Source organism: Serratia fonticola (assembly GCF_001006005.1).
In the GTDB taxonomy this organism is placed as follows: Bacteria; Pseudomonadota; Gammaproteobacteria; order Enterobacterales; family Enterobacteriaceae; genus Chania; species Chania fonticola.
The window spans coordinates 1,306,699-1,332,625 of sequence record NZ_CP011254.1; the positions used below are offsets into that span (position 1 = coordinate 1,306,699).

43 protein-coding genes are annotated in these 25,927 nt (G+C 51.4%); 1 reads left to right on the forward strand and 42 read right to left on the reverse strand.

The annotated features are described in order from the left end of the window. Nucleotides 1–8: 8 nt before the first annotated feature. From WN53_RS05725 to fkpA, 38 genes are all read right to left on the reverse strand, one after another. Nucleotides 9–998, reverse strand: a complete 990-nt coding sequence (locus tag WN53_RS05725; RefSeq protein ID WP_002919219.1) for a DNA-directed RNA polymerase subunit alpha — start codon at nt 996–998, stop codon at nt 9–11. A gap of 26 nt (nt 999–1,024) precedes the next feature. Further along, nucleotides 1,025–1,645 carry a 30S ribosomal protein S4 gene (gene rpsD, locus WN53_RS05730; RefSeq protein ID WP_021182216.1) on the reverse strand — a complete coding sequence of 207 codons (621 nt, stop codon included), beginning with the start codon at nt 1,643–1,645 and terminating at the stop codon, nt 1,025–1,027. Nucleotides 1,646–1,678: 33 nt separating this feature from the next. Next, a complete protein-coding gene (rpsK, locus tag WN53_RS05735) occupies nt 1,679–2,068 on the reverse strand; it encodes a 30S ribosomal protein S11 (RefSeq protein ID WP_004929731.1) in 390 nt (129 codons plus the stop codon). Between the two features lie 16 nt (nt 2,069–2,084). Beyond that, a complete protein-coding gene (rpsM, locus tag WN53_RS05740; RefSeq protein WP_021182217.1) occupies nt 2,085–2,441 on the reverse strand; it encodes a 30S ribosomal protein S13 in 357 nt (118 codons plus the stop codon). Between the two features lie 146 nt (nt 2,442–2,587). Further along, complete coding sequence (rpmJ, locus tag WN53_RS27085; RefSeq protein WP_002227352.1) at nt 2,588–2,704, reverse strand: 50S ribosomal protein L36; 117 nt, start codon at nt 2,702–2,704, stop codon at nt 2,588–2,590. A 33-nt stretch (nt 2,705–2,737) separates the two neighbouring features. Further along, nucleotides 2,738–4,069 carry a preprotein translocase subunit SecY gene (gene secY, locus WN53_RS05745; RefSeq protein ID WP_021182218.1) on the reverse strand — a complete coding sequence of 444 codons (1,332 nt, stop codon included), beginning with the start codon at nt 4,067–4,069 and terminating at the stop codon, nt 2,738–2,740. Between the two features lie 8 nt (nt 4,070–4,077). Continuing rightward, entirely contained in the window at nt 4,078–4,512 is a 435-nt protein-coding gene (gene rplO / locus WN53_RS05750) for a 50S ribosomal protein L15 (protein WP_021182219.1), read from the reverse strand. 3 nt (nt 4,513–4,515) lie between these two features. Then, on the reverse strand, nt 4,516–4,695 hold the full coding sequence (rpmD, locus tag WN53_RS27830) for a 50S ribosomal protein L30 (RefSeq protein WP_004956161.1): 180 nt from the start codon (nt 4,693–4,695) through the stop codon (nt 4,516–4,518). A 6-nt stretch (nt 4,696–4,701) separates the two neighbouring features. Further along, nucleotides 4,702–5,202: a 30S ribosomal protein S5 gene (gene rpsE, locus WN53_RS05760; RefSeq protein ID WP_021182220.1), complete on the reverse strand. Its 501-nt coding sequence runs from the start codon at nt 5,200–5,202 to the stop codon at nt 4,702–4,704. 14 nt (nt 5,203–5,216) lie between these two features. Further along, on the reverse strand, nt 5,217–5,570 hold the full coding sequence (gene rplR, locus WN53_RS27835; RefSeq protein ID WP_021182221.1) for a 50S ribosomal protein L18: 354 nt from the start codon (nt 5,568–5,570) through the stop codon (nt 5,217–5,219). Between the two features lie 9 nt (nt 5,571–5,579). Next, entirely contained in the window at nt 5,580–6,113 is a 534-nt protein-coding gene (gene rplF, locus WN53_RS27840) for a 50S ribosomal protein L6 (RefSeq protein ID WP_021182222.1), read from the reverse strand. A 14-nt stretch (nt 6,114–6,127) separates the two neighbouring features. After that, complete coding sequence (gene rpsH / locus WN53_RS05775) at nt 6,128–6,520, reverse strand: 30S ribosomal protein S8 (RefSeq protein WP_021182223.1); 393 nt, start codon at nt 6,518–6,520, stop codon at nt 6,128–6,130. Nucleotides 6,521–6,550: 30 nt separating this feature from the next. Further along, complete coding sequence (gene rpsN / locus WN53_RS05780; protein WP_021182224.1) at nt 6,551–6,856, reverse strand: 30S ribosomal protein S14; 306 nt, start codon at nt 6,854–6,856, stop codon at nt 6,551–6,553. Nucleotides 6,857–6,869: 13 nt separating this feature from the next. Next, nucleotides 6,870–7,409, reverse strand: a complete 540-nt coding sequence (rplE, locus tag WN53_RS05785) for a 50S ribosomal protein L5 (RefSeq protein WP_021808125.1) — start codon at nt 7,407–7,409, stop codon at nt 6,870–6,872. Nucleotides 7,410–7,423: 14 nt separating this feature from the next. Continuing rightward, entirely contained in the window at nt 7,424–7,738 is a 315-nt protein-coding gene (gene rplX / locus WN53_RS05790; RefSeq protein WP_021808126.1) for a 50S ribosomal protein L24, read from the reverse strand. Between the two features lie 10 nt (nt 7,739–7,748). Next, nucleotides 7,749–8,120, reverse strand: a complete 372-nt coding sequence (gene rplN, locus WN53_RS05795) for a 50S ribosomal protein L14 (protein ID WP_020837240.1) — start codon at nt 8,118–8,120, stop codon at nt 7,749–7,751. A 166-nt stretch (nt 8,121–8,286) separates the two neighbouring features. Then, nucleotides 8,287–8,541, reverse strand: coding sequence for a 30S ribosomal protein S17 (rpsQ, locus tag WN53_RS05800; RefSeq protein ID WP_021182227.1), 255 nt, complete (start codon nt 8,539–8,541; stop codon nt 8,287–8,289). 1 nt (nt 8,542) lies between these two features. After that, complete coding sequence (rpmC, locus tag WN53_RS05805) at nt 8,543–8,734, reverse strand: 50S ribosomal protein L29 (protein WP_002218942.1); 192 nt, start codon at nt 8,732–8,734, stop codon at nt 8,543–8,545. Then, a complete protein-coding gene (gene rplP, locus WN53_RS27845) occupies nt 8,734–9,144 on the reverse strand; it encodes a 50S ribosomal protein L16 (RefSeq protein ID WP_004929764.1) in 411 nt (136 codons plus the stop codon). Before rplP ends, rpmC begins: the two co-directional genes overlap by 1 nt. 12 nt (nt 9,145–9,156) lie before the next feature. Then, the gene (gene rpsC, locus WN53_RS27850) at nt 9,157–9,855 is read right to left on the reverse strand and encodes a 30S ribosomal protein S3 (RefSeq protein WP_004956187.1); all 699 of its coding nucleotides are present in this window, start codon (nt 9,853–9,855) and stop codon (nt 9,157–9,159) included. Nucleotides 9,856–9,872: 17 nt separating this feature from the next. Then, nucleotides 9,873–10,205 (reverse strand): 50S ribosomal protein L22, encoded by a 333-nt coding sequence (gene rplV, locus WN53_RS05820; protein WP_004391423.1) that lies wholly within the window; start codon nt 10,203–10,205, stop codon nt 9,873–9,875. Between the two features lie 14 nt (nt 10,206–10,219). Further along, on the reverse strand, nt 10,220–10,498 hold the full coding sequence (rpsS, locus tag WN53_RS05825; protein WP_004929772.1) for a 30S ribosomal protein S19: 279 nt from the start codon (nt 10,496–10,498) through the stop codon (nt 10,220–10,222). 14 nt (nt 10,499–10,512) lie between these two features. Continuing rightward, a complete protein-coding gene (gene rplB / locus WN53_RS05830) occupies nt 10,513–11,337 on the reverse strand; it encodes a 50S ribosomal protein L2 (RefSeq protein ID WP_021182228.1) in 825 nt (274 codons plus the stop codon). Nucleotides 11,338–11,355: 18 nt separating this feature from the next. Further along, entirely contained in the window at nt 11,356–11,658 is a 303-nt protein-coding gene (gene rplW / locus WN53_RS05835; protein WP_021182229.1) for a 50S ribosomal protein L23, read from the reverse strand. Continuing rightward, nucleotides 11,655–12,260, reverse strand: coding sequence for a 50S ribosomal protein L4 (gene rplD, locus WN53_RS05840; protein ID WP_021182230.1), 606 nt, complete (start codon nt 12,258–12,260; stop codon nt 11,655–11,657). Before rplD ends, rplW begins: the two co-directional genes overlap by 4 nt. A gap of 10 nt (nt 12,261–12,270) precedes the next feature. After that, nucleotides 12,271–12,900: a 50S ribosomal protein L3 gene (rplC, locus tag WN53_RS05845; protein ID WP_004956193.1), complete on the reverse strand. Its 630-nt coding sequence runs from the start codon at nt 12,898–12,900 to the stop codon at nt 12,271–12,273. Between the two features lie 31 nt (nt 12,901–12,931). Next, nucleotides 12,932–13,243 carry a 30S ribosomal protein S10 gene (gene rpsJ / locus WN53_RS05850; RefSeq protein WP_001181005.1) on the reverse strand — a complete coding sequence of 104 codons (312 nt, stop codon included), beginning with the start codon at nt 13,241–13,243 and terminating at the stop codon, nt 12,932–12,934. A gap of 363 nt (nt 13,244–13,606) precedes the next feature. Next, nucleotides 13,607–14,086 (reverse strand): bacterioferritin, encoded by a 480-nt coding sequence (bfr, locus tag WN53_RS05855; protein ID WP_024485621.1) that lies wholly within the window; start codon nt 14,084–14,086, stop codon nt 13,607–13,609. A 74-nt stretch (nt 14,087–14,160) separates the two neighbouring features. Continuing rightward, on the reverse strand, nt 14,161–14,355 hold the full coding sequence (gene bfd, locus WN53_RS05860) for a bacterioferritin-associated ferredoxin (protein WP_024485620.1): 195 nt from the start codon (nt 14,353–14,355) through the stop codon (nt 14,161–14,163). Between the two features lie 133 nt (nt 14,356–14,488). Further along, nucleotides 14,489–15,673 (reverse strand): elongation factor Tu, encoded by a 1,185-nt coding sequence (gene tuf / locus WN53_RS05865; protein WP_046808028.1) that lies wholly within the window; start codon nt 15,671–15,673, stop codon nt 14,489–14,491. Nucleotides 15,674–15,744: 71 nt separating this feature from the next. Then, on the reverse strand, nt 15,745–17,859 hold the full coding sequence (gene fusA / locus WN53_RS05870; protein ID WP_021181636.1) for an elongation factor G: 2,115 nt from the start codon (nt 17,857–17,859) through the stop codon (nt 15,745–15,747). 90 nt (nt 17,860–17,949) lie between these two features. Beyond that, on the reverse strand, nt 17,950–18,420 hold the full coding sequence (rpsG, locus tag WN53_RS05875; RefSeq protein ID WP_021181637.1) for a 30S ribosomal protein S7: 471 nt from the start codon (nt 18,418–18,420) through the stop codon (nt 17,950–17,952). Nucleotides 18,421–18,511: 91 nt separating this feature from the next. Continuing rightward, entirely contained in the window at nt 18,512–18,886 is a 375-nt protein-coding gene (gene rpsL / locus WN53_RS05880; RefSeq protein WP_021181638.1) for a 30S ribosomal protein S12, read from the reverse strand. Nucleotides 18,887–19,030: 144 nt separating this feature from the next. Next, nucleotides 19,031–19,318: a sulfurtransferase complex subunit TusB gene (gene tusB, locus WN53_RS05885; RefSeq protein ID WP_024482688.1), complete on the reverse strand. Its 288-nt coding sequence runs from the start codon at nt 19,316–19,318 to the stop codon at nt 19,031–19,033. A 9-nt stretch (nt 19,319–19,327) separates the two neighbouring features. After that, nucleotides 19,328–19,687 carry a sulfurtransferase complex subunit TusC gene (tusC, locus tag WN53_RS05890; protein WP_024482689.1) on the reverse strand — a complete coding sequence of 120 codons (360 nt, stop codon included), beginning with the start codon at nt 19,685–19,687 and terminating at the stop codon, nt 19,328–19,330. A gap of 9 nt (nt 19,688–19,696) precedes the next feature. Further along, nucleotides 19,697–20,086, reverse strand: coding sequence for a sulfurtransferase complex subunit TusD (gene tusD, locus WN53_RS05895; protein ID WP_037411203.1), 390 nt, complete (start codon nt 20,084–20,086; stop codon nt 19,697–19,699). Further along, the gene (locus WN53_RS05900; RefSeq protein ID WP_024482691.1) at nt 20,086–20,808 is read right to left on the reverse strand and encodes a helix-turn-helix transcriptional regulator; all 723 of its coding nucleotides are present in this window, start codon (nt 20,806–20,808) and stop codon (nt 20,086–20,088) included. Before WN53_RS05900 ends, tusD begins: the two co-directional genes overlap by 1 nt. A gap of 326 nt (nt 20,809–21,134) precedes the next feature. Next, on the reverse strand, nt 21,135–22,013 hold the full coding sequence (gene fkpA / locus WN53_RS05905; RefSeq protein ID WP_024482692.1) for an FKBP-type peptidyl-prolyl cis-trans isomerase: 879 nt from the start codon (nt 22,011–22,013) through the stop codon (nt 21,135–21,137). 317 nt (nt 22,014–22,330) lie between these two features. On the opposite strand from fkpA, the gene WN53_RS05910 reads away from it, so the two are divergent. Beyond that, nucleotides 22,331–22,558, forward strand: coding sequence for a SlyX family protein (locus tag WN53_RS05910; protein WP_024482693.1), 228 nt, complete (start codon nt 22,331–22,333; stop codon nt 22,556–22,558). 45 nt (nt 22,559–22,603) lie between these two features. Here WN53_RS05910 and slyD read toward each other — a convergent pair whose 3' ends face one another. From slyD to kefG, 4 genes are all read right to left on the reverse strand, one after another. Next, a complete protein-coding gene (slyD, locus tag WN53_RS05915) occupies nt 22,604–23,191 on the reverse strand; it encodes a peptidylprolyl isomerase (RefSeq protein WP_021181645.1) in 588 nt (195 codons plus the stop codon). A 94-nt stretch (nt 23,192–23,285) separates the two neighbouring features. Next, entirely contained in the window at nt 23,286–23,489 is a 204-nt protein-coding gene (locus WN53_RS05920) for a YheV family putative zinc ribbon protein (protein ID WP_037411205.1), read from the reverse strand. A 14-nt stretch (nt 23,490–23,503) separates the two neighbouring features. Further along, on the reverse strand, nt 23,504–25,312 hold the full coding sequence (gene kefB, locus WN53_RS05925; RefSeq protein WP_024482695.1) for a glutathione-regulated potassium-efflux system protein KefB: 1,809 nt from the start codon (nt 25,310–25,312) through the stop codon (nt 23,504–23,506). Continuing rightward, entirely contained in the window at nt 25,312–25,866 is a 555-nt protein-coding gene (gene kefG, locus WN53_RS05930; protein ID WP_024482696.1) for a glutathione-regulated potassium-efflux system ancillary protein KefG, read from the reverse strand. The genes kefB and kefG overlap by 1 nt, the downstream gene beginning before the upstream one ends. Nucleotides 25,867–25,927: the final 61 nt, after the last annotated feature.

Genomic DNA, 25,927 nt, shown 5'->3' on the forward strand with positions numbered 1-25,927 from the left:
TGATCCGGTTACTCGTCAGCAATGCTAGCCGGTGGCCAATTTTCCAGGCGCATGCCCAGAGAAAGTCCACGGGAGGCCAGCACGTCTTTAATCTCAGTAAGAGATTTTTTACCCAGGTTAGGCGTTTTCAACAGCTCAACCTCGGTACGCTGTACCAGATCACCGATGTAGTGGATAGCTTCTGCCTTAAGGCAGTTAGCAGAGCGGACAGTCAATTCCAGATCGTCAACAGGGCGCAGCAGGATCGGATCGAACTCTGGTTTCTCTTCTTTCACTTCCGGCTGACGTACATCACGTAGGTCAACGAAAGCTTCCAGTTGTTCAGCCAGAATGGTTGCCGCACGGCGGATCGCCTCTTCAGGATCGATCGTGCCATTGGTTTCCATCTCGATGACCAGCTTGTCCAGGTCGGTACGCTGTTCTACACGCGCTGCTTCAACATTGTAGGCAATACGCTCTACAGGGCTATAGCAGGCGTCAACCAACAGACGACCAATCGGGCGCTCATCTTCTTCCGAATGAATTCGGGCAGAAGCCGGCACATAACCACGACCGCGCTGAACTTTGATACGCATGCTGATAGCAGCGTTTTCATCGGTCAGGTGGCAGATAACGTGCTGCGGCTTGACGATTTCGACATCACCATCATGGGTAATGTCGGCAGCGGTCACAGGGCCAATGCCAGATTTATTCAGGGTAAGAATAACTTCATCTTTCCCTTGAACTCTCACCGCCAGCCCTTTCAGGTTGAGCAAGATCTCCAGGATATCTTCCTGTACGCCTTCTTTGGTGCTGTACTCATGTAGTACACCATCAATCTCAACCTCGGTCACCGCGCAACCCGGCATAGATGAAAGCAGAATACGGCGCAGTGCGTTGCCAAGAGTATGGCCAAAGCCACGCTCTAACGGCTCAAGGGTCACCTTGGCGTGCGTCGAACTGACTTGCTCGATATCTACCAGGCGCGGTTTTAGAAACTCTGTCACAGAACCCTGCATTGTGTCCTCTCTTTGAAACTCAAGCCTTACTTGGAGTAAAGCTCGACGATCAGGTGTTCGTTAATGTCGGCGGACAGATCAGTACGTTCAGGAATACGTTTGAACACACCTTCCATCTTCGCAGCATCAACTTCCAGCCAAGTCGGCTTTTCACGCTGCTCAGCCAGCTCCAGAGAAGCCTTAACACGAGACTGCTTTTTAGCTTTCTCGCGGATGCTGACTACGTCATTCGGAGATACCTGATAAGAAGCGATGTTAACAACGCGACCATTTACCATAACGGCTTTATGGCTAACCAGCTGACGTGATTCTGCACGAGTGGCGCCGAAGCCCATACGGTAAACTACGTTGTCCAGACGACCTTCCAGAAGGGTCAACAGGTTTTCACCGGTGTTGCCTTTCAGGCGGGTTGCTGCTTTGTAATAGTTACGGAATTGACGCTCCAGAACACCGTACATACGGCGAACTTTTTGCTTTTCACGTAACTGTACACCGTAGTCAGACAGACGCGGTTTACGCGCACCGTGTTGACCAGGTGGCTGTTCAATTTTGCACTTTGAATCTATCGCGCGAACGCCAGACTTCAGGAACAGGTCTGTGCCCTCGCGGCGGCTAAGCTTGAGCTTAGGACCCAAATATCTTGCCATTTTCTTTCTCCAACAATCCGAAAAGCAGGGGCGTTACACGCGACGCTTTTTCGGTGGACGACAACCGTTATGAGGAATCGGAGTCACATCGGTAATATTAGTGATGCGGAAACCAGCCGCGTTCAGAGCGCGGATAGTAGACTCACGACCAGGACCAGGTCCTTTGACCATAACTTCCAGGTTCTTGATACCGTATTCTTTAACTGCGTCAGCACAACGCTCGGCTGCAACCTGAGCTGCAAACGGAGTTGACTTACGAGAACCACGGAAACCGGAACCACCGGCTGTTGCCCAACCCAAAGCATTACCCTGACGATCGGTAATAGTCACAATGGTGTTGTTGAAAGAAGCATGGATATGAGCCACGCCGTCAGAGACTTGTTTTCTTACACGCTTACGTGTACGAACAGGTGCCTTTGCCATTATTCAATCACCCCGATTATTTCTTGATCGGTTTACGCGGACCCTTACGGGTACGTGCGTTGGTCTTAGTACGCTGACCGCGAACTGGCAGACCACGACGATGGCGTAAACCACGGTATGTACCAAGATCCATCAGACGCTTGATGCTCAGGGTAACTTCACGACGCAAATCACCTTCAACAGTGAATTTGGCAACTGCTTCACGCAGTTGTTCAATTTGCTCTTCAGACAGCTCACTGATCTTAACATTTTCAGCAATACCCGTCTCAGCACAGATAGACTGTGAACGAGTTTTGCCGATTCCGAAGATCGACGTTAACGCGATAACGGTATGTTTATGATCAGGAATGTTAATGCCTGCTATACGGGCCACTATGCACTCCTACTAATTTTTACGGCAACACCATTCTGAAAAGCCCGTTTTCAGGATACTCAAATAATGTTGCAGCTACATACAAAAGATTGGCTGGCTAATCTAGCCAGCTCAACCCAACTTTGCAAGAAAAATATGCGAGATAATCAGCCTTGACGCTGTTTATGCTTCGGCTCGGCGCTGCAAATCACACGAACGACACCGTTACGCTTAACGATTTTGCAGTTACGACATAATTTCTTGACGGAAGCACGAACTTTCATTTTTACTCTCCGTAACTTCTCAAACGCACCAGATTAGCGGTTATAGCCTTTCAGGTTTGCTTTCTTCAATGCAGACTCGTACTGACTTGACATCATCAGAGTTTGCACTTGAGCCATAAAGTCCATGATGACGACAACCACGATCAGTAGCGAGGTACCACCAAAGTAGAATGGTACTTTCATTGCATCACGCATGAACTCCGGGATCAGGCAGATGAAAGTAATGTACATCGCGCCCACCAGGGTTAAACGCGTCATCACTTTATCGATATATTTCGCCGTTTGCTCTCCCGGACGAATTCCTGGTACGAAGGCACCGGACTTCTTCAGGTTATCTGCTGTTTCACGCGGGTTGAAAACCAACGCCGTGTAGAAGAAACAGAAGAAGATGATTGCAGACGCATAGAGTAACACATAAAGCGGTTGTCCAGGCTGCAAATACAGCGAAATCGTTGTCAGCCAGTTCCAACCGGTACCGCCCCCAAACCATGATGCAATCGTGGCAGGGAACAGAATAATGCTGGAAGCGAAGATTGCCGGGATTACCCCTGCCATGTTCACTTTCAACGGTAAGTGTGTGCTCTGTGCTGCGTAAACACGACGACCCTGTTGACGTTTCGCATAGTTAACGACGATACGACGTTGACCACGTTCAATGAAAACAACGAAGAAGGTTACTGCAAACACTAATACTGCAACCAACAGCAACAAGAGGAAGTGCAGGTCGCCTTGCCGAGCTTGCTCAATAGTATGGCCAACTGCCGGCGGAAGACCCGCCACAATACCCGCGAAGATAATGATTGAGATACCGTTACCGATACCACGCTCAGTAATCTGCTCGCCCAGCCACATCAGGAACATTGTCCCGGTAACCAGACTCACAACCGCAGTAAAGTAGAACGCAAAGCCTGGGTTTAACACCAGGCCCTGCATACCAGGCATATTCGGCAGACCGGTAGCAATACCGATCGACTGGAATATGGCCAACACCAGCGTACCGTAGCGGGTGTACTGGCTAATCTTGCGACGGCCAGCCTCCCCTTCTTTCTTGATTTCCGCCAACGCTGGGTGAACCACCGTCAGTAACTGGATAATGATCGAGGCCGAAATGTACGGCATGATCCCCAGAGCAAAAATAGAAGCACGGCTGAGAGCACCACCAGAGAACATGTTAAACATTTCAATGATGGTGCCTCTCTGCTGTTCGAGCAGTTTGGCAAGCACAGTGGCATCGATACCAGGAATCGGAATGAAAGAGCCAATGCGGAAAACAATCAGCGCGCCGATAACAAACAAAAGTCTGCGCTTCAGCTCACCGAGTCCGCCTTTAGCACTTTGAAAATCTAATCCTGGTTGCTTAGCCATCAGCTTACTTATTCCTCAATTTTACCGCCAGCAGCCTCGATAGCAACACGAGCGCCTTTGGTGACACGCAGACCACGCAGGGTAACCGGACGAGTGATTTCGCCAGAAAGCATAACTTTCGCGAACTCGATCTGGGTACCAACAACGTTAGCGGCTTTCAGCGTGTTCAGGTCGATTACGTCGCCTTCAACAAGAGCCAGTTCAGACAGACGAACTTCTGCCGTGATCATAGCTTTGCGAGAGGTGAAGCCGAATTTCGGCAAACGACGATATAAAGGCATCTGACCACCTTCAAACCCACGACGTACGCCACCGCCAGAACGTGAGTTCTGACCTTTGTGACCACGACCGGCGGTTTTACCCAGGCCAGAACCAATACCACGACCTACACGCTTAGGCGCATGCTTGGCACCTTCAGCCGGAGACAGAGTATTTAAACGCATCTGTTACTCCTCAACCTTAACCATGTAGGAAACCAGGTTGATCATACCGCGTACAGCAGGAGTATCCTCGCGCTCTACGGTGTGACCAATACGACGCAGACCCAGACCGAGCAGTGTAGCTTTATGCTTCGGCAGACGGCCAATGGAGCTGCGAACTTGTGTAACTTTGATAGTCTTAGCCATGGTCAATTACCCCAGAATGTCTGCAACGGATTTACCACGCTTGGCAGCGACCATTTCAGGAGACTTCATATTAGCCAAAGCGTCGATAGTTGCACGAACCACGTTGATCGGGTTGGTGGAACCATAAGCTTTAGCCAGTACGTTGTGCACCCCAGCAACTTCGAGAACGGCGCGCATTGCACCACCCGCGATGATACCGGTACCTTCATGAGCTGGCTGCATGAACACACGGGAACCCGTATGAGCACCTTTAACAGGGTGCTGCAGGGTGCCGCCGTTCAGCGCGACATTCATCATGTTGCGACGGGCTTTTTCCATCGCTTTCTGGATCGCTGCTGGAACTTCGCGTGCTTTGCCGTAGCCAAAACCAACGCGACCGTTACCATCACCAACTACTGTCAGTGCGGTAAAGCTGAAAATACGGCCACCTTTTACGGTTTTAGATACGCGGTTTACCGCGATCAGCTTTTCCTGCAGTTCGCCAGCTTGTTTTTCGATGTGAGCCATCTTAAACCTCTTCCTTAGAACTGAAGGCCAGCTTCACGGGCAGCATCTGCCAGTGCCTGGACTCGACCATGATATTGGAAACCGGAACGGTCAAAGGATACTTTCGCAATCCCTTTTTCCAACGCGCGCTCAGCCAGAGCTTTACCTACGGCTGCTGCTGCGTCTTTGTTACCGGAGTACTTCAATTGCTCAGTGATAGCTTTTTCTAAAGTAGAAGCGGCTACCAGAACTTCAGAACCATTAGGAGCAATGACCTGTGCGTAAATGTGACGCGGGGTACGATGTACCACCAGGCGGGTTGCACCCAGTTCTTTGAGCTTACGGCGTGCGCGGGTCGCACGACGGATACGAGCAGATTTCTTATCCATAGTGTTACCTTACTTCTTCTTAGCCTCTTTGGTACGCACGACTTCGTCGGCGTAACGGACACCCTTGCCTTTATAAGGCTCAGGACGGCGGTAGGCACGCAGATCTGCAGCAACCTGGCCAATAACCTGCTTATCAGCGCCTTTCAGCACGATTTCAGTTTGGCTTGGGCATTCAGCAGTAATACCTGCTGGCAGCTGGTGATCGATTGGGTGAGAGAAGCCCAGGGCTAAATTCACCACGTTGCCTTTAACAGCAGCACGATAACCAACACCTACCAGTTGAAGCTTCTTGGTGAAACCTTCGGTAACACCGACAACCATTGCGTTCAGCAGAGCGCGCGTGGTACCCGCTTGGGCCCATGCGTTAGCAAAACCTTCGCGCGGGGCGAAAGTCAGTGCGTTAGCTTCTTGCTTCACTTCAACGGCGTCATGGACTGTACGAGTCAGCTCGCCGTTCTTACCCTTAACCGAAATAACCTGACCGTTGAGTTTTACCTCTACGCCGGCAGGAATGACGACGGGTGCTTTTGCAACACGAGACATTCTTTCCTCCCGAATTAAGCTACGTAGCAGATAATCTCGCCACCAAGACCAGCTTGGCGAGCTGCACGATCGGTCATAACACCTTTAGAGGTAGAAATAACAGCGATACCCAGACCGGCCATAACTTTTGGCAGTGCATCTTTTTTCTTATAGATGCGCAGACCTGGACGACTGATACGCTGAATGCTTTCTACCACTGCCTTACCCTGGAAGTACTTCAGTACCAGTTCCAGAACAGGCTTGGTGTCGCCTTCAATTTTGAAATCTTCAATAAAACCTTCTTCCTTCAGCACGTTGGCAATTGCCACTTTCAGCTTGGAGGAAGGCATGGTGACCGCAACTTTGTTCGCGGCTTGACCGTTACGGATACGGGTCAGCATATCCGCGATCGGATCTTGCATGCTCATCTGTCTTTACTCCCGTGATTCAATTGGTAATTACCAGCTAGCCTTTTTCAAGCCTGGTACTTCACCGCGCATAGCGGCTTCACGTAGCTTGATACGGCTCAACCCGAATTTGCCCACATAACCATGTGGACGGCCAGTTTGACGGCAGCGTTTACGCTGACGAGACGGGCTGGAATCACGCGGCAGAGACTGGAGCTTGAGAACAGCATCCCAACGATCTTCGTCAGAAGAGTTCACACCAGAAATGATAGCTTTCAATTCCTCGCGTTTAGCGCGGTACTTGTCAGCCAGTTTCACGCGAACGACTTCGCGTGCTTTCATTGATTGCTTAGCCATCAGTAACCCTGCCTTACTTGCGGAACGGGAAGTTAAAAGCAGCCAACAGCGCGCGGCCTTCATCATCAGATTTCGCAGAAGTGGTAATGGTAATATCCAAACCACGAACGCGATCGACTTTGTCGTAGTCGATTTCTGGGAAGATGATTTGCTCACGCACACCCATGCTGTAGTTTCCACGGCCATCGAATGACTTAGCGGACAAGCCACGGAAGTCACGGATACGTGGAACAGCAATGGAAATCAGACGCTCAAAGAACTCCCACATGCGTTCGCCACGCAGAGTTACTTTACAGCCGATCGGATAGCCCTGGCGGATTTTGAAGCCTGCAACAGATTTGCGTGCTTTGGTGATGAACGGCTTTTGACCGGAGATTGCTGCCAAGTCAGCTGCTGCATTATCCAGCAGTTTCTTGTCAGCGATCGCTTCACCAACACCCATATTCAGGGTGATCTTCTCGACCCGAGGGACTTGCATGACAGAGTTGTAATCAAACTGAGACATCAGTTGTTTGACTACCTCGTCTTTGTAGTAATCATGCAGTTTCGCCATCGTCATACTCCAAATTACTTGATAGTTTCGCTATTTGATTTGAAGAAACGGACTTTTTTGCCGTCTTCGAATCTAAAGCCTACACGGTCAGCCTTACCGGTAGCCGAGTTGAACAGCGCAATGTTGGAAACCTGAATAGCAGCTTCTTTTTCAACAATGCCACCTGGTTGGTTCAGGGCCGGGACCGGCTTCTGATGTTTCTTAACCAGGTTGATACCTTCAACAATGACCTTACCAGCAGACAGGACATTTTTTACTTTACCGCGTTTACCTTTGTCTTTCCCGGTAAGCACGATAACTTCGTCATCACGACGGATTTTCGCTGCCATGGTTCGCTCCTTAGAGTACTTCTGGTGCCAGAGAGATAATTTTCATGAACTTCTCATTACGCAGTTCACGAGTTACCGGCCCAAAAATACGCGTACCGATAGGTTGCTCGCTGTTATTGTTTAAAATAACGCATGCATTACCATCGAAGCGAATGACAGAACCGTCCGGGCGACGTACACCCTTCTTGGTGCGCACCACTACCGCCTTCAGCACATCGCCTTTCTTCACCTTACCGCGAGGAATTGCTTCCTTGATGGTAATTTTGATGACGTCGCCGATGCCTGCGTAGCGACGGTGCGAGCCACCTAGAACCTTGATACACATTACGCGACGTGCACCGGAGTTGTCGGCCACGTTCAGCATAGTCTGTTCTTGGATCATGTTAGTGCTCCGCTAATGTCAACTACAACTTTAGGACCCATTACTAGGTCGTTGAAAAGCCCCATAACCGAGGGCGCAGCATTATAACACCGCTTCCAGAGTATGGGTAGAAAAAATAAACGGCTCACTTTCTGAGCCGTTTATTAAGTTAGAGTCAGCTACTCTATTACAGAATCGCTTTATCTACAATGCGAACCAACGTCCATGACTTAGTCTTGGACAGTGGACGGCATTCGCGGATTTCTACCACGTCACCGATACCACATTCGTTGTTCTCATCATGTACATGCAGCTTAGTCGTACGCTTGATGAATTTCCCGTAGATCGGGTGCTTCACCGTACGTTCGATAGCAACAACCATGGATTTCTCCATTTTGTCACTAACAACACGACCTTGCAGAGTACGGATAATATCAGTCATTTTACGCACCCGCCTTTTCAGTCAGTAAAGTCTTAACGCGTGCGACATTACGACGCACTTGTTTCAACAGGTGAGTTTGTTGCAGTTGGCCACTCGCCGCCTGCATGCGTAAGTTGAATTGCTCACGCAGCAGGTTGAGCAGCTCAGTGTTCAGCTCTTCAACACTTTTTTCACGCAGCTCTTGTGCTTTCATTACATCACCGTCTTAGTTACAAAGGTGGTTTTGATCGGCAGTTTAGCTGCTGCCAGCTTGAACGCTTCACGGGCGACTTCTTCTGGAACGCCGTCCATTTCGTACAGGACTTTGCCAGGTTGGATCAGGGCAACCCAATATTCCACGTTACCCTTACCTTTACCCATACGCACTTCAAGAGGCTTCTCGGTGATTGGTTTGTCCGGGAATACACGGATCCAAATCTTACCTTGACGCTTCACTGCACGAGTCATTGCACGACGAGCTGCTTCGATTTGACGAGCAGTCAGACGGCCACGGCCAACAGCTTTCAGACCGAAAGTGCCGAAGCTAACATCCGTACCTTGCGCCAGACCACGGTTGCGGCCCTTGTGCACCTTACGGAATTTTGTACGCTTTGGTTGTAACATCAGCGACTCTCCTTACTTGCGGCCTTTACGCTGCTGCTTTTTAGGTTGAGCAGCCGGTTCCGGTTGTTCAACTGCAGCCATACCACCCAGGATCTCACCTTTGAAGATCCATACCTTAACGCCGATTACACCATAAGTGGTGTGCGCTTCAGATGTGTTGTAATCGATATCCGCACGCAGTGTATGCAACGGAACACGACCTTCACGGTACCATTCGGTACGCGCGATTTCAGCACCGCCAAGACGGCCGCTTACTTCAACTTTGATACCTTTAGCGCCAAGACGCATTGCGTTCTGTACAGCACGCTTCATAGCACGACGGAACATAACGCGACGTTCCAGCTGTGAAGTGATGCTGTCAGCAACCAATTTTGCGTCCAGTTCCGGTTTACGGACTTCGGCGATGTTAATTTGCGCAGGAACGCCAGCGATATCCGCTACGACCTTACGCAGTTTTTCGACATCTTCACCTTTCTTGCCGATAACGATGCCAGGACGAGCGGTGTGAATAGTCACACGGATGCTCTTCGCTGGACGCTCGATAACGATGCGAGAAACGGAAGCTTTCGCCAGTTCTTTAGTCAAGAATTGGCGAACTTTAAAGTCGCTGTCCAGGTTGTCAGCGAATTCTTTGGTATTCGCATACCAAGTAGAGTTCCAAGGTTTGACAATACCCAGGCGAATACCATTAGGATGTACTTTCTGACCCATTGCTAGTCTCCAGAGTCTCAGCGATCGGACACAACCACAGTAATGTGGCTGGTGCGCTTCAGGATGCGATCTGCACGACCTTTTGCACGAGGCATAATGCGCTTCATGCTTGGGCCTTCGTCTACGAAGATTTTCGTGACTTTCAGATCATCGATGTCAGCGCCATCGTTGTGTTCTGCGTTAGCAATGGCAGACTCCAGCACTTTCTTGACCAGACCAGCAGCTTTCTTGTTGGTGTAGGCCAGAGTTTCCAGAGCTTGCGACACTTTCTTACCGCGGATCAGGTCTGCAACAAGGCGAACCTTCTGAGCAGAAGAACGAGCGTGGCGATGTTTAGCGATAGTTTCCATCTCTTCCTCCTACCTTAGCGCTTTTTAGCTTTTTTATCAGCCGCATGGCCGCGATAAGTACGAGTCGGCGCGAATTCACCCAGTTTGTGACCGACCATTTCATCGGAAACAAATACTGGTACGTGCTGACGACCATTATGGACAGCGATGGTCAAACCGATCATGTTAGGAAAGATCGTTGAACGACGGGACCAAGTGCGCAAAGGCTTCTTGTCACCGCTTTCCACCGCTTTCTCTACCTTCTTCAGCAAGTGCAGGTCAATAAAAGGACCTTTCTTGAGAGAACGTGGCATGGCTTATCCTCTAATTATTTTTTACTACGGCGACGTACGATGAACTTGTCAGTACGCTTGTTGCTACGGGTCTTCTTACCTTTGGTCTGAACGCCCCACGGAGTTACCGGGTGCTTACCAAAGTTACGACCTTCACCACCACCGTGCGGGTGATCGACTGGGTTCATCGCCGTACCGCGAACGGTAGGACGAATACCACGCCAACGTGCAGCACCTGCTTTACCCAGAACGCGAAGCATATGTTCAGCGTTACCGACTTCACCCAGGGTGGCGCGGCAATCAACTGGAACTTTACGCATTTCGCCAGAGCGCAGACGCAGAGTTACGTAGGAACCATCACGTGCGACGATCTGAACGTAGGCACCAGCAGAACGAGCCAGCTGGCCGCCTTTACCTGGTTTCATTTCTACGTTATGAACCGTTGAACCTACTGGGATGTTGCGCATAGGCAGGGTGTTACCCGCTTTGATTGCAGCATCAACACCAGATTGGATCTGGTCACCAGCTTTCAGGCCTTTCGGCGCCAGGATATAACGGCGTTCGCCGTCTTTGTACAGAACCAGCGCGATGTTCGCGGAACGGTTCGGATCGTACTCCAGACGCTCAACCACAGCAGGGATACCATCTTTGTTGCGTTTGAAGTCAACCAGACGATAATGTTGCTTGTGGCCACCACCGATATGACGGGTGGTGATACGGCCATTGTTGTTACGACCACCGCTTTTGCTCAGTTTCTCAAGCAGCGGGGCATAAGGTTTACCCTTGTGCAGCTCAGGGTTAACCACTTTAACAACGTGGCGACGACCCGGAGATGTAGGTTTACATTTAACAATTGCCATTGTTCTTACTCCTCCGACTTACTCTGCGCCGCCGATGAAGTCCAAGTTCTGGCCTTCCTTCAGGGTGACGTAAGCTTTTTTCCAGTCGCTACGACGACCAACACGCTGACCTTGACGCTTCACTTTCCCTTTTACTACCAGGGTGTTAACGTCTTCGACTTCGACTTCAAACAGTTTCTGCACTGCAGCTTTAATTTCTGCTTTGGTCGCGTCTTTGGCAACTTTGAGTACGATGGTGTTGCTTTTTTCCATCGCAGCGGATGCTTTTTCAGATACGTGCGGTGCACGCAGCACTTTCAGCAAACGTTCTTCACGGATCATGCCAGCATCTCCTCAACTTGCTTCACAGCATCAGCAGTCATAACCACTTTGTCGAAGGCGATCAGGCTAACTGGGTCGATACCTGCTACATCGCGCACGTCAACCTTGTACAGGTTACGAGCTGCCAGGAACAGATTCTCATCCAGTTCACCGGTCACGATCAGCACATCTTCCAGGGCCATATCTTTCAGTTTCTGTGCCAGCAGCTTAGTTTTAGGCGCTTCTACAGAGAACTTCTCGACAACGATCAGACGATCTTGACGTACCAGTTCGGACAGGATGCTTTTCAGCGCGCCGCGGTACATCTTTTTGTTTACTTTCTGACTGTGGTCTTGTGGCTTCGCAGCGAAGGTTACACCACCAGAACGCCAGATCGGGCTCTTTACAGTGCCTGAACGCGCACGGCCTGTACCTTTCTGGCGCCACGGTTTTTTACCGGAACCAGTCACTTCAGCACGGGTCTTCTGAGCACGGGTACCTTGACGGGCACCTGCTGCATAAGCAACAACAACCTGGTGTACCAGCGCTTCGTTGAAATCACGACCGAAGGTAGTTTCGGAAACAGTCAGCGCGCTTTGCGCGTCTTTCAATACTAATTCCATTGCTATCCCCTTACGCCTTCACAGCTGGTTTAACGATCAGGTTGCCACCGGTCGCGCCCGGTACAGCACCCTTAACCAGCAGCAGGTTGCGCTCAGCGTCAACACGTACTACGTCCAGGCTTTGAACGGTTACACGCTCGTCACCCAGGTGGCCAGCCATTTTCTTGCCTTTGAACACTTTGCCCGGAGTCTGGTTCTGACCGATAGAACCCGGAACGCGGTGAGACAAGGAGTTACCGTGGGTTGCATCCTGAGTACGGAAGTTCCAGCGCTTTACAGTGCCAGCAAAACCTTTACCTTTGGAAGTACCGGTAACATCGACTTTTTTAACGTCAGCGAAGATTTCTACGCTGATTTCTTGACCTGCAGCGAACTCTTGACCTTCTTCAAGGCGGAATTCCCACAGACCACGGCCAGCTTCGACGCCAGCTTTAGCGAAATGACCCGCTTCCGGTTTGGTCACACGGTTAGCTTTTTTGCTACCGGTAGTGACCTGAATGGCACGGTATCCGTCGTTGTCCAGGTCTTTAACCTGAGTCACGCGGTTCGCTTCAATTTCAATCACGGTTACTGGGATAGAAACGCCATCTTCAGTGAAGATACGAGTCATGCCCACTTTTTTACCGACTAAACCAATCATTGTTTCAACCTCTCAATCGTCAATGACCTGATTAACCCAGGCTGATCTGCACGTCTACACCGGCAGCCAGATCCAGACGCATCAGAGCATCAACGGTTTTCTCAGTTGGCTCAACGATGTCAACCAGACGCTTGTGAGTGCGGATCTCGTACTGATCACGCGCGTCTTTGTTGACGTGCGGGGAGATCAGAACGGTAAAGCGCTCTTTGCGAGTTGGCAGCGGGATCGGACCACGGACTTGCGCACCAGTGCGCTTGGCAGTCTCGACGATTTCCGCAGTTGATTGATCGATCAGACGATGATCAAACGCTTTCAGGCGGATACGGATTCTTTGGTTCTGCATGAGACCAGAGCTCCAATTATTTATAAACGTAAATAATTACTCCTCACACCCATTTCGATTGATGGGGGAGTGTAATCGTCAACATATAACCCCCATATCGGGAGTATTGTTCGAAGGGCAAAACGTTCTTGCCAATCGACTGATTCGCTAAAATCAGGCTTACCAAGATTAGGTAAGCCCGCGCATTATACGCAAACCAGGCCAGGTTGCAAGCTACGGATGGAAATATGCTCAGAATAGACGGCAATTTATTGGTTTGGCGAGGATCGGGAGAGTTTGGGGGAAGTGCGCGGCATAGTGTGTTACTCCCCTGCCCTACCAGTTCTGAAGATACTGGCCAAGGAGGGAGGGGAGCCGTAAATGTCAGTCTTTGCGTTCCAGCACTTGCGCCTGGCAATAGTTTTGGATGCCAAGCCGCTCAATCAGGCTCAGCTCAGTCTCCAACCAGTCGATATGCCCTTCCTCATCGGCCAAAATCTCTTTCATCAGATCGCGGCTGACGTAATCATGGATAGAGTCTGCATAGGCGATACCTTCCCGCAGGTTCTTGGCACCGTCCAGCTCCAGGGCCAAATCGGACCTCAGCATCTCTTCGACATCTTCGCCGATATTCAGCTTGCCGAGATCTTGCAGGTTCGGTAACCCTTCAAGGAACAGGATACGCTCGATGTAGCGATCGGCATGTTTCATCTCATCGATCGACTCGTGATATTCCTTCTCATTGAGACGCATCAGGCCCCAATTTTTGAACATACGCGCGTGCAGGAAGTATTGATTGATGGCAACCAGCTCGTTACCGAGCAGCTTGTTGAGGTGAGCAATGATCTTTTTATCGCCTTTCATAGGTAAATCCTCCTGGGCAGTTCTAAAAGTGTAGAAGCTGCGGGCCAAGAGTCAAAAAATAACCCTACTATTTATTAGGCGACTTCATGCATATGAATCAGGGTTGCGCGTTCCTCCACCATAATTTGCCTTGCCTGACGAATGCATTTACCGCAGTCAGTTCCAATCGGCACCAGCTCACGCAGTTGCTTCATGGTATGGGGATTGTGCTGACGCACCGCCTTACGGATCGCTTTGTCAGACACAGCATTACACAGACATACGTACATAGAGAGACTCACTTCTTAACCAATGCAGTAAGTCTAAATAAGAATCGTTTTTATTTCAATTAAGATTGGTAAAAAACTGTATAAAAAAAGGGCACCGAAGTGCCCTCTTTTAGTGCTTATAAATTATTCGCGATTAAGCGATAACTTTAGCAACAACGCCCGCACCTACAGTACGGCCGCCTTCACGGATTGCGAAACGCAAGCCTTGGTCCATAGCGATTGGGTGGATCAGGGTAACAACCATGTTCACGTTATCGCCTGGCATTACCATCTCTACGCCTTCTGGCAGTTCGATGGTACCGGTCACGTCAGTTGTACGGAAGTAGAACTGTGGACGGTAGCCTTTGAAGAATGGAGTATGACGACCACCTTCTTCTTTGCTCAGGATATACACTTCTGAATCGAACTGAGTGTGCGGCTTGATGGAACCTGGTTTAGCCAGTACCTGACCACGTTCGATGTCTTCACGCTTGATACCACGCAGCAGAACACCAACGTTCTCACCAGCACGGCCTTCGTCCAGCAGTTTGCGGAACATTTCAACGCCAGTACAGGTAGACTTAACGGTGTCTTTGATACCAACGATTTCAACTTCTTCGCCAACTTTAACGATACCGCGCTCAACACGACCGGTAACTACGGTACCACGACCGGAGATGGAGAATACGTCTTCGATTGGCAGCAGGAACGGCAGGTCGATAGCACGCTCTGGTTCTGGGATGTAAGAATCCAGGTGACCGGCCAGCTCGATGATTTTAGCTTCCCACTCAGCTTCGCCTTCCAGTGCTTTCAGCGCTGAACCACGAACAACCGGCAGGTCATCACCAGGGAAGTCATAAGCAGACAGAAGTTCACGAACTTCCATTTCTACCAGTTCCAGCAGCTCTTCATCATCAACCATGTCGCATTTGTTCATGAATACGATGATGTAAGGAACGCCAACCTGACGACCCAGCAGGATGTGCTCACGAGTCTGAGGCATAGGGCCGTCAGTCGCAGCTACAACCAGGATAGCGCCGTCCATCTGAGCAGCACCGGTGATCATGTTTTTCACGTAGTCGGCGTGCCCTGGGCAGTCAACGTGCGCGTAGTGACGAGTCGGGGTGTCATATTCAACGTGAGAAGTGTTGATGGTGATACCACGAGCCTTCTCTTCTGGCGCGTTATCGATCTGGTCGAAAGCACGTGCAGAACCACCGTAGGTTTTAGCCAGAACGGTAGTGATTGCAGCGGTCAGGGTAGTTTTACCGTGGTCAACGTGGCCGATAGTACCAACGTTAACGTGCGGTTTGGAACGTTCAAATTTTTCTTTAGACACGGCTATATTCCTTAACTCTTTTGCTCCCCCCTCATGGAGGGAGCACTGATCAATGTGTTAAACCCGAAAGCTTATTTACCACGGGCTTCAATAACGGCCTGAGCGACGTTGTTCGGCGCATCATCGTACTTCAGGAACTCCATGGAGTAAGAAGCACGGCCTTTGGTCAGAGAACGCAGTTGAGTTGCGTATCCAAACATCTCGGACAACGGAACTTCAGCGTGAATCTGAACGCCAGTAGCGTTGGATTCCTGACCTTTCAGTTGACCACGACGACGGCTAAGGTCACCGATGACGTCACCAGTGTTCTCTTCCGGCGTTTCAACTTCAACCTTCATGATAGGCTCAAGCAAAACAGGTTTTGCTTTCTTAAAGCCATCTTTAAAGGCGATAGACGCGGCCAGTTTAAACGCCAATTCGGAGGAGTCAACATCGTGGAAAGAACCGAAATGCAGACGCACACCGAGATCAACTACCGGATAACCGGCCAGTGGACCAGACTTAAGTTGCTCCTGAAGACCTTTATCAATGGCAGGGATGTATTCCGTTGGGATCACACCACCTTTAATGTCATTGATGAACTCGTAGCCTTTCGGATTTGAGCCCGGCTCCAGTGGGTACATGTCGATAACAACATGACCATACTGACCACGACCACCAGACTGCTTGGCGTGTTTACCTTCGATGTCAGTAACTTTCGCGCGAATCGCTTCACGGTAAGCAACCTGTGGTTTACCCACGTTCGCTTCAACGTTAAATTCACGACGCATACGGTCAACCAGGATATCCAGGTGAAGTTCACCCATACCTGCGATGATGGTCTGACCTGATTCTTCGTCAGTCCATACGCGGAATGATGGATCTTCCTTCGCCAGACGGCCCAGAGCCAGACCCATTTTTTCCTGGTCAGCTTTGGTTTTTGGTTCTACCGCTACGGAGATTACCGGCTCAGGGAACTCCATACGCTCAAGAATGATCGGGCTAGCAGGATCACACAGCGTATCACCGGTAGTTACGTCTTTCAGACCGATTGCCGCAGCGATGTCGCCTGCACGAACTTCTTTAATCTCTTCACGCTTGTTAGCGTGCATCTGAACGATACGGCCCAGACGCTCACGCGCGGCCTTCACGGAGTTCAGAACGGTGTCACCGGAGTTAACAACGCCAGAGTACACACGGAAGAACGTCAGGTTACCCACGAATGGGTCGGTAGCGATTTTGAACGCCAGTGCAGAGAACGGCTCGGAGTCGTCAGAATGACGTACAGCCGGGGTATCTTTACCGTCGTCCAGAATACCGTTGATAGCTTCAACGTCATTTGGTGCTGGCAGGTATTCGATAACCGCATCCAGCATTGCCTGCACGCCTTTGTTTTTAAAGGCAGAACCACAGGTTACCAGAATCACTTCGTTGTTCAGCACGCGCTGACGCAGAGCTTTCTTGATTTCTTCCTCGGTCAGCTCTTCGCCGCCCAGGTATTTGTCCATCAGCTCATCAGAGGCTTCAGCAGCAGACTCAACCAGATTCTGGTGCCATTCAGCAGCCAGTTCTTGCATGTCAGCTGGGATCTCTTCGTATTCGAAGGTCACGCCTGCATCAGCTTCGTTCCAGTTGATGGCTTTCATTTTCACCAGGTCAACAACACCGGTGAATTTCTCTTCTGCGCCAATTGCCAGCTGCAATGGAACAGGGTTTGCGCCCAGACGAGATTTAAGCTGACCAACAACTTTCAGGAAGTTGGCACCCATACGGTCCATTTTGTTAACGAACGCGATGCGTGGCACTTTGTATTTGTTAGCCTGACGCCATACGGTTTCAGACTGTGGCTGAACACCACCAACAGCACAGTAAACCATTACCGCGCCATCAAGCACACGCATGGAACGTTCTACTTCGATGGTGAAGTCAACGTGCCCTGGGGTGTCGATGATGTTTACACGGTGCGGCTCAAACTGCTTGGCCATACCAGACCAGAAAGCAGTTGTCGCTGCAGAAGTAATGGTAATACCACGCTCCTGCTCTTGTTCCATCCAGTCCATGGTGGCGGCGCCGTCATGAACTTCACCGATTTTGTGGTTTACACCGGTGTAGAACAGGATACGTTCGGTAGTTGTGGTCTTACCGGCGTCGATGTGAGCACTGATACCGATATTACGGTAGCGCTCAATGGGTGTTGTACGAGCCATTTGATTCCTCTATTGCCTTAGGCGGTTCGGTGAAACCAAGCGGGTTGGCTTCTTGAAGCGCCCACTTGGTTAGCAAAACTACTGCATGGATTACCAGCGGTAGTGGGCGAACGCCTTGTTGGCTTCTGCCATACGGTGAACGTCTTCACGCTTCTTAACAGCAGAACCTTTGTTCTCTGCTGCATCAGACAGTTCGTTCGCCAGGCGCAGAGCCATGGATTTATCACCACGTTTACGAGCGGCATCAACGATCCAACGCATTGCCAGGGCATTACGACGAACCGGACGAACTTCAACTGGTACCTGGTAAGTAGAACCACCAACGCGGCGAGACTTAACTTCTACAGTCGGGCGCACGTTGTCGAGAGCGACTTCGAAAGCTTCCAGGTGACCTTTACCAGAACGCTGAGCCAGGGTCTCCAGCGCGGTATAGACGATTGCTTCTGCAGTAGATTTCTTGCCATCTACCATCAGAATGTTTACAAATTTAGCCAACAGCTCGGATCCGAACTTAGGATCTGGCAGGATTTTACGTTGGCCTATTACGCGACGACGTGGCATGGAAATACTCCGTTGAAAATTTCAGGATTGTCCAAAACTCTACGAGTTTATTTTGACATTAAAATGTTTGGCCTTACTTAACGGAGAACCATTAAGCCTTTGGCTTCTTCACGCCGTACTTGGAACGAGCTTGCTTACGGTCTTTAACGCCGGAGCAGTCAAGTGCACCACGGACGGTGTGGTAACGCACACCTGGCAAGTCTTTAACACGACCGCCACGGATCAGGATTACGGAGTGTTCCTGCAGGTTGTGGCCTTCGCCACCGATGTAAGAACTCACTTCGAAACCGTTAGTCAAACGCACACGGCAAACTTTACGCAGTGCGGAGTTTGGTTTTTTCGGGGTGGTAGTATATACGCGAGTACATACGCCACGTTTCTGCGGGCAAGCTTCCAGCGCTGGAACGTTGCTTTTAGCAGCCTTCACAGAGCGTGGTTTGCGAACCAGCTGATTAATCGTAGTCATTAAAAAAAGCTCCTGGGTTTTGCTTCGTTTTTTGCTTCGTAAACATGTGATAAATCCCCCGTATGCACTATTGGCACAGTACGAGGACGCAGAATTTTATGGCTGACTGGTAGAGGTGTCAAGAAATATACAACATTGCACGCATTACCATGCCATTTGGCTGTGGTGTTTCTCGGTTAACACAACGAAGTCAGTATAACCGATTAGCGTGATTTTGGGTGAAAAATGACCAGACAGGCCTCTGGCATCCAGATCGTCCTGCAGCGCATAAAGGGATATGGGGGCATTGAGCAATAAATCAAGGCTGGCGCTACCGGCCAGGCCGGCCAGTACGCCGTCTTGCAGTAACAGCAGGGCATCACCTTCTCTGGTGAGTCTTAACAACGCAGGCAGGTCGCAACGGGTTGGGGAATGGCTGAGGGTATACAGCATCAAAATTTCCTAGAAAGTCATGACCACATCATAAGCAGCCAGTTTCTGGCGCAGAGTATCTGGCGGCAGAATTTCGGCCTTCAGCACCCAGTCGGTGACCTGTTGCAGGCCGCGCTCCTGGATGGCCGTTGCGCAGAGATAACAGTTTTCAACGTCATACAGCGGCAATACGCCAAAGGTGGCGATGTAATTGCGGGCCAGGATCTTTTCGGGTTGTTGACCTGGCAGCAGTTGCAACACGCCATCGCCGACAAAAAATACGCCGATATCCTCGCTCAGTGCCGACGTCGCCAGTACCGCATCCAGCCCTTCCCGACCAATTGCACTGCCATGTGGCCCTTGGGTAAATACAAACGCAACTTGCTTCATTCTGCTCACTTAAAACTGTACCAGGCGATCGTTGCTCAGCGCCGCTTCTGCCAATGAGCCCAAACCGCTGAGGGTAAACCCCGGTTGCAGGTTAGCGGCCGCCAACGCCAACTGTGCGGCTTCTTGCTCATCGGTCACGCCACGGCGCAAAGCTGCCGCCACACAGACATTAAGCTCCACGCCATGTTGCTGCGCCAGAGCCGCCCACGCCCGAACCAGATCGAACTCATCGCTGGCCGGAGATGATAGCTGGTTAGCATTCTGCACCCCTTCACGATAGAAAAAGACGCTGGTAATGCGGTGGCCAGCCGCCAACAGGGCCTGGGCGAACTGCCAGGCGCTGCTAGCTTGCTGAGTGCCATAAGCCGGGCCGGTGACCAATAGGCAGTAGTTAAGCATCAGCGCTCATTGCCCAGCAGATCGCCACTCTTGAACTGGCGGATATACAGGTAAACGGTATGTTTGGAGATATTCAGACGATCGGCAACCTGATTGATCGCGTCCTTGATATCAAAAATGCCTTTCTCATACAGGTTGAGAACGATCTGGCGATTTTTGGCGTTATTGGACACGTTGCGATCGGCATTCACCTCTTCGATGGTGAACTCCAACGTCTGCGCCACCAGATCGTCAACCGAGGAGGCGAAGTTGACAGAGGAAGCCACCTCCTGCGTTTCCGGCGGCATAAAGGTCTGGATGATCTGCGAGAACGGCACATCGAGGTTCATGTTGATACACAGCAGGCCGATCACCCGCTGTTCGCGATTGCGGATGGCAATCGTCACCGACTTCATCAACACGCCACTTTTGGCCCGGGTGAAATAGGCTTTGGAGACGCTGCTATCATCGCCCGCCATATCGTGCAGCATACGCAGTGCCAGATCGGTGATCGGCGAACCGATTTTACGCCCGGTGTGTTCACCATTGGCGATACGCACGGCGGAGCATTTCAGATCCTCCAGGGAGTGCAGCACGATTTCGCAGTGCCCACCAATCAGCATCGCCAGCCCGTCGACCACGACTTCATACGACTTCAGGATTTCATGGTCCGTCTGACTAAACGGACGCTCATTCAGCAAATCAAGTTCGCTGGCTTCGCTGGATAAAAGCGAATTTGACATCGAAGATACCACCTACATAGATCGCCTGTGCCAGGGGACGCAACTAAAACGGCTCGCGCAAGAGACAATCGCTGCCGAGAGCAGTTTTAGGTACACGCCCTAAGGGGCAGGCGCATGATTCATAAGTTCAGACCCAGAGTCTAGCAAAACGGTCAGATGCTGGTTCTTACATTTGCGCGTGATATTGACGTTAAGCCCGATGCCCGGCAGGCGTCAAGCGATCAGTAAAGGCAGGGAGTAAAGTTGCAGGATATTTTGCATTCTTGGTAGCGCAGAAATGAAAACCGCCGCGAAGAACGTTCGCGGCGGTTGGGAAAATCTCAGACTTATTTGGCTTTAGCGTCTGCAGCAGCTTCGTCAGCCGCTTTTTCTGTTTTGTCGTCAGCCTTGGCTGCCGGTTTCACATCCAGCAGTTCAACATCAAACACCAGCGTGGAGTTGGCAGGGATCCCTGGAACGCCATTTTTACCGTAGGCCAGTGCCGGTGGGATAACCAGCTTGATCTTGCCGCCTTTCTTGATGTGCTTCAGGCCTTCGGTCCAGCCTGGGATCACGCCGTCCAGACGGAATGACAATGGCTCGCCGCGATCGTAGGAGTTGTCAAACACGGTGCCGTCGGTCAGGGTACCTTTGTAGTTTACCACTACGGTATCGCTGTCTTTCGGTGCTTCACCGGTCCCTTCTTTCTCTACTTTGTACAGCAGACCAGATTCGGTTTTCTTCGCGCCTTTTTCTTTGGCGAAGGTTTCAGCGTATTTAGCGCCTTTCGCTTCGTTTTCTTTCGCGTCCTGCTCCATCTTCGCCTGAGCGGAAGCCTTCACGCGCACTTCAAAACCTTGCAGGGTTTTTTCGATGTCAGAGTCATTCAGCTTGCTCTGCTTGGCAAACGCGTCCTTAACAGCCCCGAGCATCACATCTTTGTCCAGCTTGATGCCCAGTTTTTCCTGTTCATCCAGCGAGTTTTCCATGTAGCGGCCAAGTTGCACACCCAGTGCGTAAGCTACCTGCTCATCGTCATTCTTGAACTTGCCGGTGCTTGGTGCTTCTGCAGGTTTAGCCGCTTCAGCAGCAGGCGCAACCTCACCGGTCGTGGTAACGGTAGCCGCATCAGCAGGTTTGGCCGCATCGGCTGCCATAACTTGGGTCGCATTCAGAGCAAGAGCCATAGTGGTTGCCAGAAGCGTGACTTTAAACAAAGATTTCATCCATTTCTCCAGTGTCTGAAGCGGTGCCTCAAACCATCATTAAGTAAGTTAACCGGGCTACTATAGCTGCCTGAAACAAAACAAAACAGTCACACAGGTAACCAATCGAGTCAAGATGTGACCTCATCTTGGTAGCAAAGTTCAAGAAAAATAAAAATAGCATTGATAATTAACGATTTTATTTAACTACTTTGCGGATTGAATTGCCAGATCTGCGGCAGTGAAAAACCGCTTGCCGAAATTGGCAGGCACAAAGCCGACCGCTACTGATAACATAGTGTCAGAATCCCGGATTTAACAGTGCCAGAGGTAACATCATGCACGAAAAAAACTACGAGAACCTGCTGCTGCGGTTGGAAGAGATGGAAAGCCGCCAGGCCTTTCAGGAAGTGACGATTGAAGAACTCAATCAAACCGTGGTGCAGCATCAGCTTGAAATGCTGAAGATACAAGAGCATCTGCGCCTGCTGACCGACAAACTGCGCGCCAGCCAACCTTCGATGATCGCCTCGCAGTCAGAAGAGACGCCGCCCCCGCATTACTAAAAAAGGTCGCCGAAGCGACCTTTTGTTGCAGTTACAGCACCAGGATTAGTGGCAGCCGCAACCACCGTTGCCACCACAGCCGCCTTTCTTGCCGTGGTCATGATCGTGGTCGTGATCGTGGCCATGACCGCCGCAGCAGCCGTCACCGTGTTCGTGGTGATGATCGTGCTCACCGTGAACGTGGCCGTGGGCCAGTTCTTCTTCGGTCGCTTCACGCAGCGCCACAACTTCTACGTGGAAGTTCAGGTCTTGGCCAGCCAGCATGTGGTTACCATCAACCACTACGTGGTCACCATCAACTTCGGTGATTTCAACCGGAACCGGACCCTGATCGGTATCAGCCAGGAAGCGCATGCCTACCTGCAGTTCATCAACGCCCATAAAGACGTCTTTAGGAACGCGCTGCACCAGGTTTTCATCGTAGTTGCCGTAAGCTTCGTTAGCGGCGACATGAACGTCGAAACGATCACCAGCTTCGTGACCTTCGAGTGCTTTTTCCAGACCTGCGATCAGAGAACCATGCCCGTGCAGATAGTCCAACGGTGCACTCACCGGAGACTCATCAACCAAAACACCGTCTTCTGTACGTACTTGGTAAGCCAGGCTGACCACCAAGTCTTTTGTTACTTTCATGATATCTCCTACCGTTGGAAACTAAATCGGTGGAGATTGTAGCGGAAATCTCCAGCGCTGTACCCTTCAGCATAAAAAATCACGGCAGATAACGCTACTCCGGATGAAAAATACCGATCACCTGCTCGTGCGGGCGAACGTGTTTTTCCACCTGTTGCTCGGTCTGACGCTGATGGTGGCCACACTTGACGCACTCCACCACTTCAACCTGGTCTTCACGCCAAACCGCCAGCGTATCCATAGCGTTACAGCTTGGGCAAACCGCCCCGGCGATAAATCTTTTACGTGTTGCAGACATCATTGTGCTCCGAATTATTCGTATTCATCCCAACCATCGAACTGCCGTTTTTCTTTTTGCATTTCACGGTGGAAAAGTTCTTCCAGCTCGCGCCGGGCTTCTTTCACGCGGGAAATCTGGGCAACGTCCCCCAGATGCGGAGGCATCAGTTCACGCAGCATGCGCATATCCAGACGGCGAAAATGCTGCTGAGCGCGATAAGCCTGATGCGGGTGCATCCCCAACTCCGTTAACGCCTTACGCCCTAGCTCCAGAGCGCTGGAGAAGGTCTCCCGGCTAAACTGTTTTACGCCAGCCTGTAGCAACTCATGCGCTTCCACACGCCCCCGCGCCCGCGCCAAAATGGACAGGTTAGGGAAGTGCTGCTGGCACAGATGGACGATGGCCATGGTATCTTCCGGCTCATTACAGGTAATGACGATAGATTTGGCCTTTGCCGCACCGGCTGCCCGCAGCAGTTCCAGCTCCGTGGCATCCCCGTAATAAACCTTATAACCGTAGCGGCGCAATACGCCAACCGCGCTAACATCCCGCTCAAGCACGGTGATACGCATCTTGTTAGCCATCAGTAAGCGGCCAACCACCTGCCCGAAGCGGCCGAAACCGACGATGATCACCTGCGGATCGTCGTCTGCCACATAGGGCGCTTCTTCATCCTCGTCTTTGGCGTTATAGCGGCGGGCCAGAATGCGATCGATAATCTGCATCAGCAGCGGCGTGGTCATCATTGAGAGCGTCACCACGACCAGCAGCAAGGCCAGTTGATCGTCGTCGAAGATATGCTGCGTCGACGCCGCCGAGAACAGCACGAAGGCAAACTCACCGCCCTGGCTCAGCACCCCGGAAAATTGCAGACGCACCGAACGCCGCAGGCCAAAAATACGCGCCAACGAGTACAACACACCTGACTTCACCGCCACCAGGATCACCACGCCAAACAGCACTTCCAGCAGATGGGTATACAACACGCCCATATTCAGTGCCATGCCTACCGAGATGAAGAACAGCCCGAGCAACAACCCTTTGAAAGGCTCAATGGCGATTTCCAGCTCATGGCGATATTCGCTCTCTGCCAGCAGCACCCCGGCGATAAAAGTCCCCAATGCCATCGACAGGCCAAGGGCATCCATAAACAGCGCAGCCCCCAGCACCACCAACAACGCGGCGGCGGTAAATATTTCACGCACCCCAGATGAGGCGATATAACGAAATAGCGGACGTAACAGGAAACGCCCGCCGATCAGCATGCCGCCGAAGGCTGCGACCTTCATGGCGATTTTCGCCCAATCGTCGCTGGTGCCTGCGCCACCGGCCAGGATCGGGATCAACGCCAACGCCGGGATCACCGCCATATCCTGGAACAGCAGCACCGAGAAGCCTAACTGGCCCCCTTCGTTGCGGTTCATCCCCTTTTCACGCATCAGCTGCAGCGCCATGGCCGTCGATGACATGGCCAGACCAATGCCGCCGATCACCGCCGCCTGCCAGGCGAAATGGCTGAAATAAAGCAGCGCGCCGAGCACTGCCGCCGTGACCAATACCTGCCCGGCACCGACACCAAAGATCGAACGACGCAGTTCCCATAGTTTGGCCGGGTTCAGTTCCAGCCCGATGATAAACATCAGGAACACCACGCCCAACTCGGAGAAATGCAGAATTTCATCCACATCCCGGATGAATCCCAATCCCCACGGGCCGATGGCGATACCGGCAATCAGATAGCCTAAAACGGCCCCGATCCCCAGACGACGGGCAATGGGTACTGTCACCACCGCGGCAAACAGGAACAGCAGTATGGCGGTTAATAGCGCAGAACCTTCCATCAGTGCCTCCCGGTGTGCGGTAAAGGATTACGCAACCAATCGCCATAGGCGCTGGCATGGCTGCTCAGCACTTCCGGTTTTTGCCGGCGTGCCCAGTAGACGAGGATCGGCGTCAGCCAGTGCATATGACACATGGCCGCGGTGAGCTCAAAAGGGCGCAGAATATCCTCGATCGGATAGCGATTGTAACCGCCGGTGCGATAGGCGCCCTCCGGCTCCCCGGTGGTGATCACCGAACGCCAGTATTTGCCTGCCAGGGCATTGCCGCCCATCCCGCTGGCAAAGCCACGGGACAGCACACGGTCCAGCCACTCTTTCAGCAAGGCCGGGCAGCTATAGGTATATAAGGGGTGTTGGAAAACGATGACCTGATGGTCGCGCAGCAGCTGTTGTTCGTGGTGGATATCAATAAAGAAATCCGGATAGTGCGCGTATAAATCGTGCACGGTGACATGTTCCAACTGCTGTGCCGGTTGTAACAAAACCCGGTTTGCTACCGAGTCCTGGGATTCCGGATGGGCATACAGCAGCAAAACCTTCGGCGGCTGTGACATCATTCCCCTCCAAAGCGTCGTCAGGGTGGCGGATTTCCGTTACCATGCAACGCAAAGACTA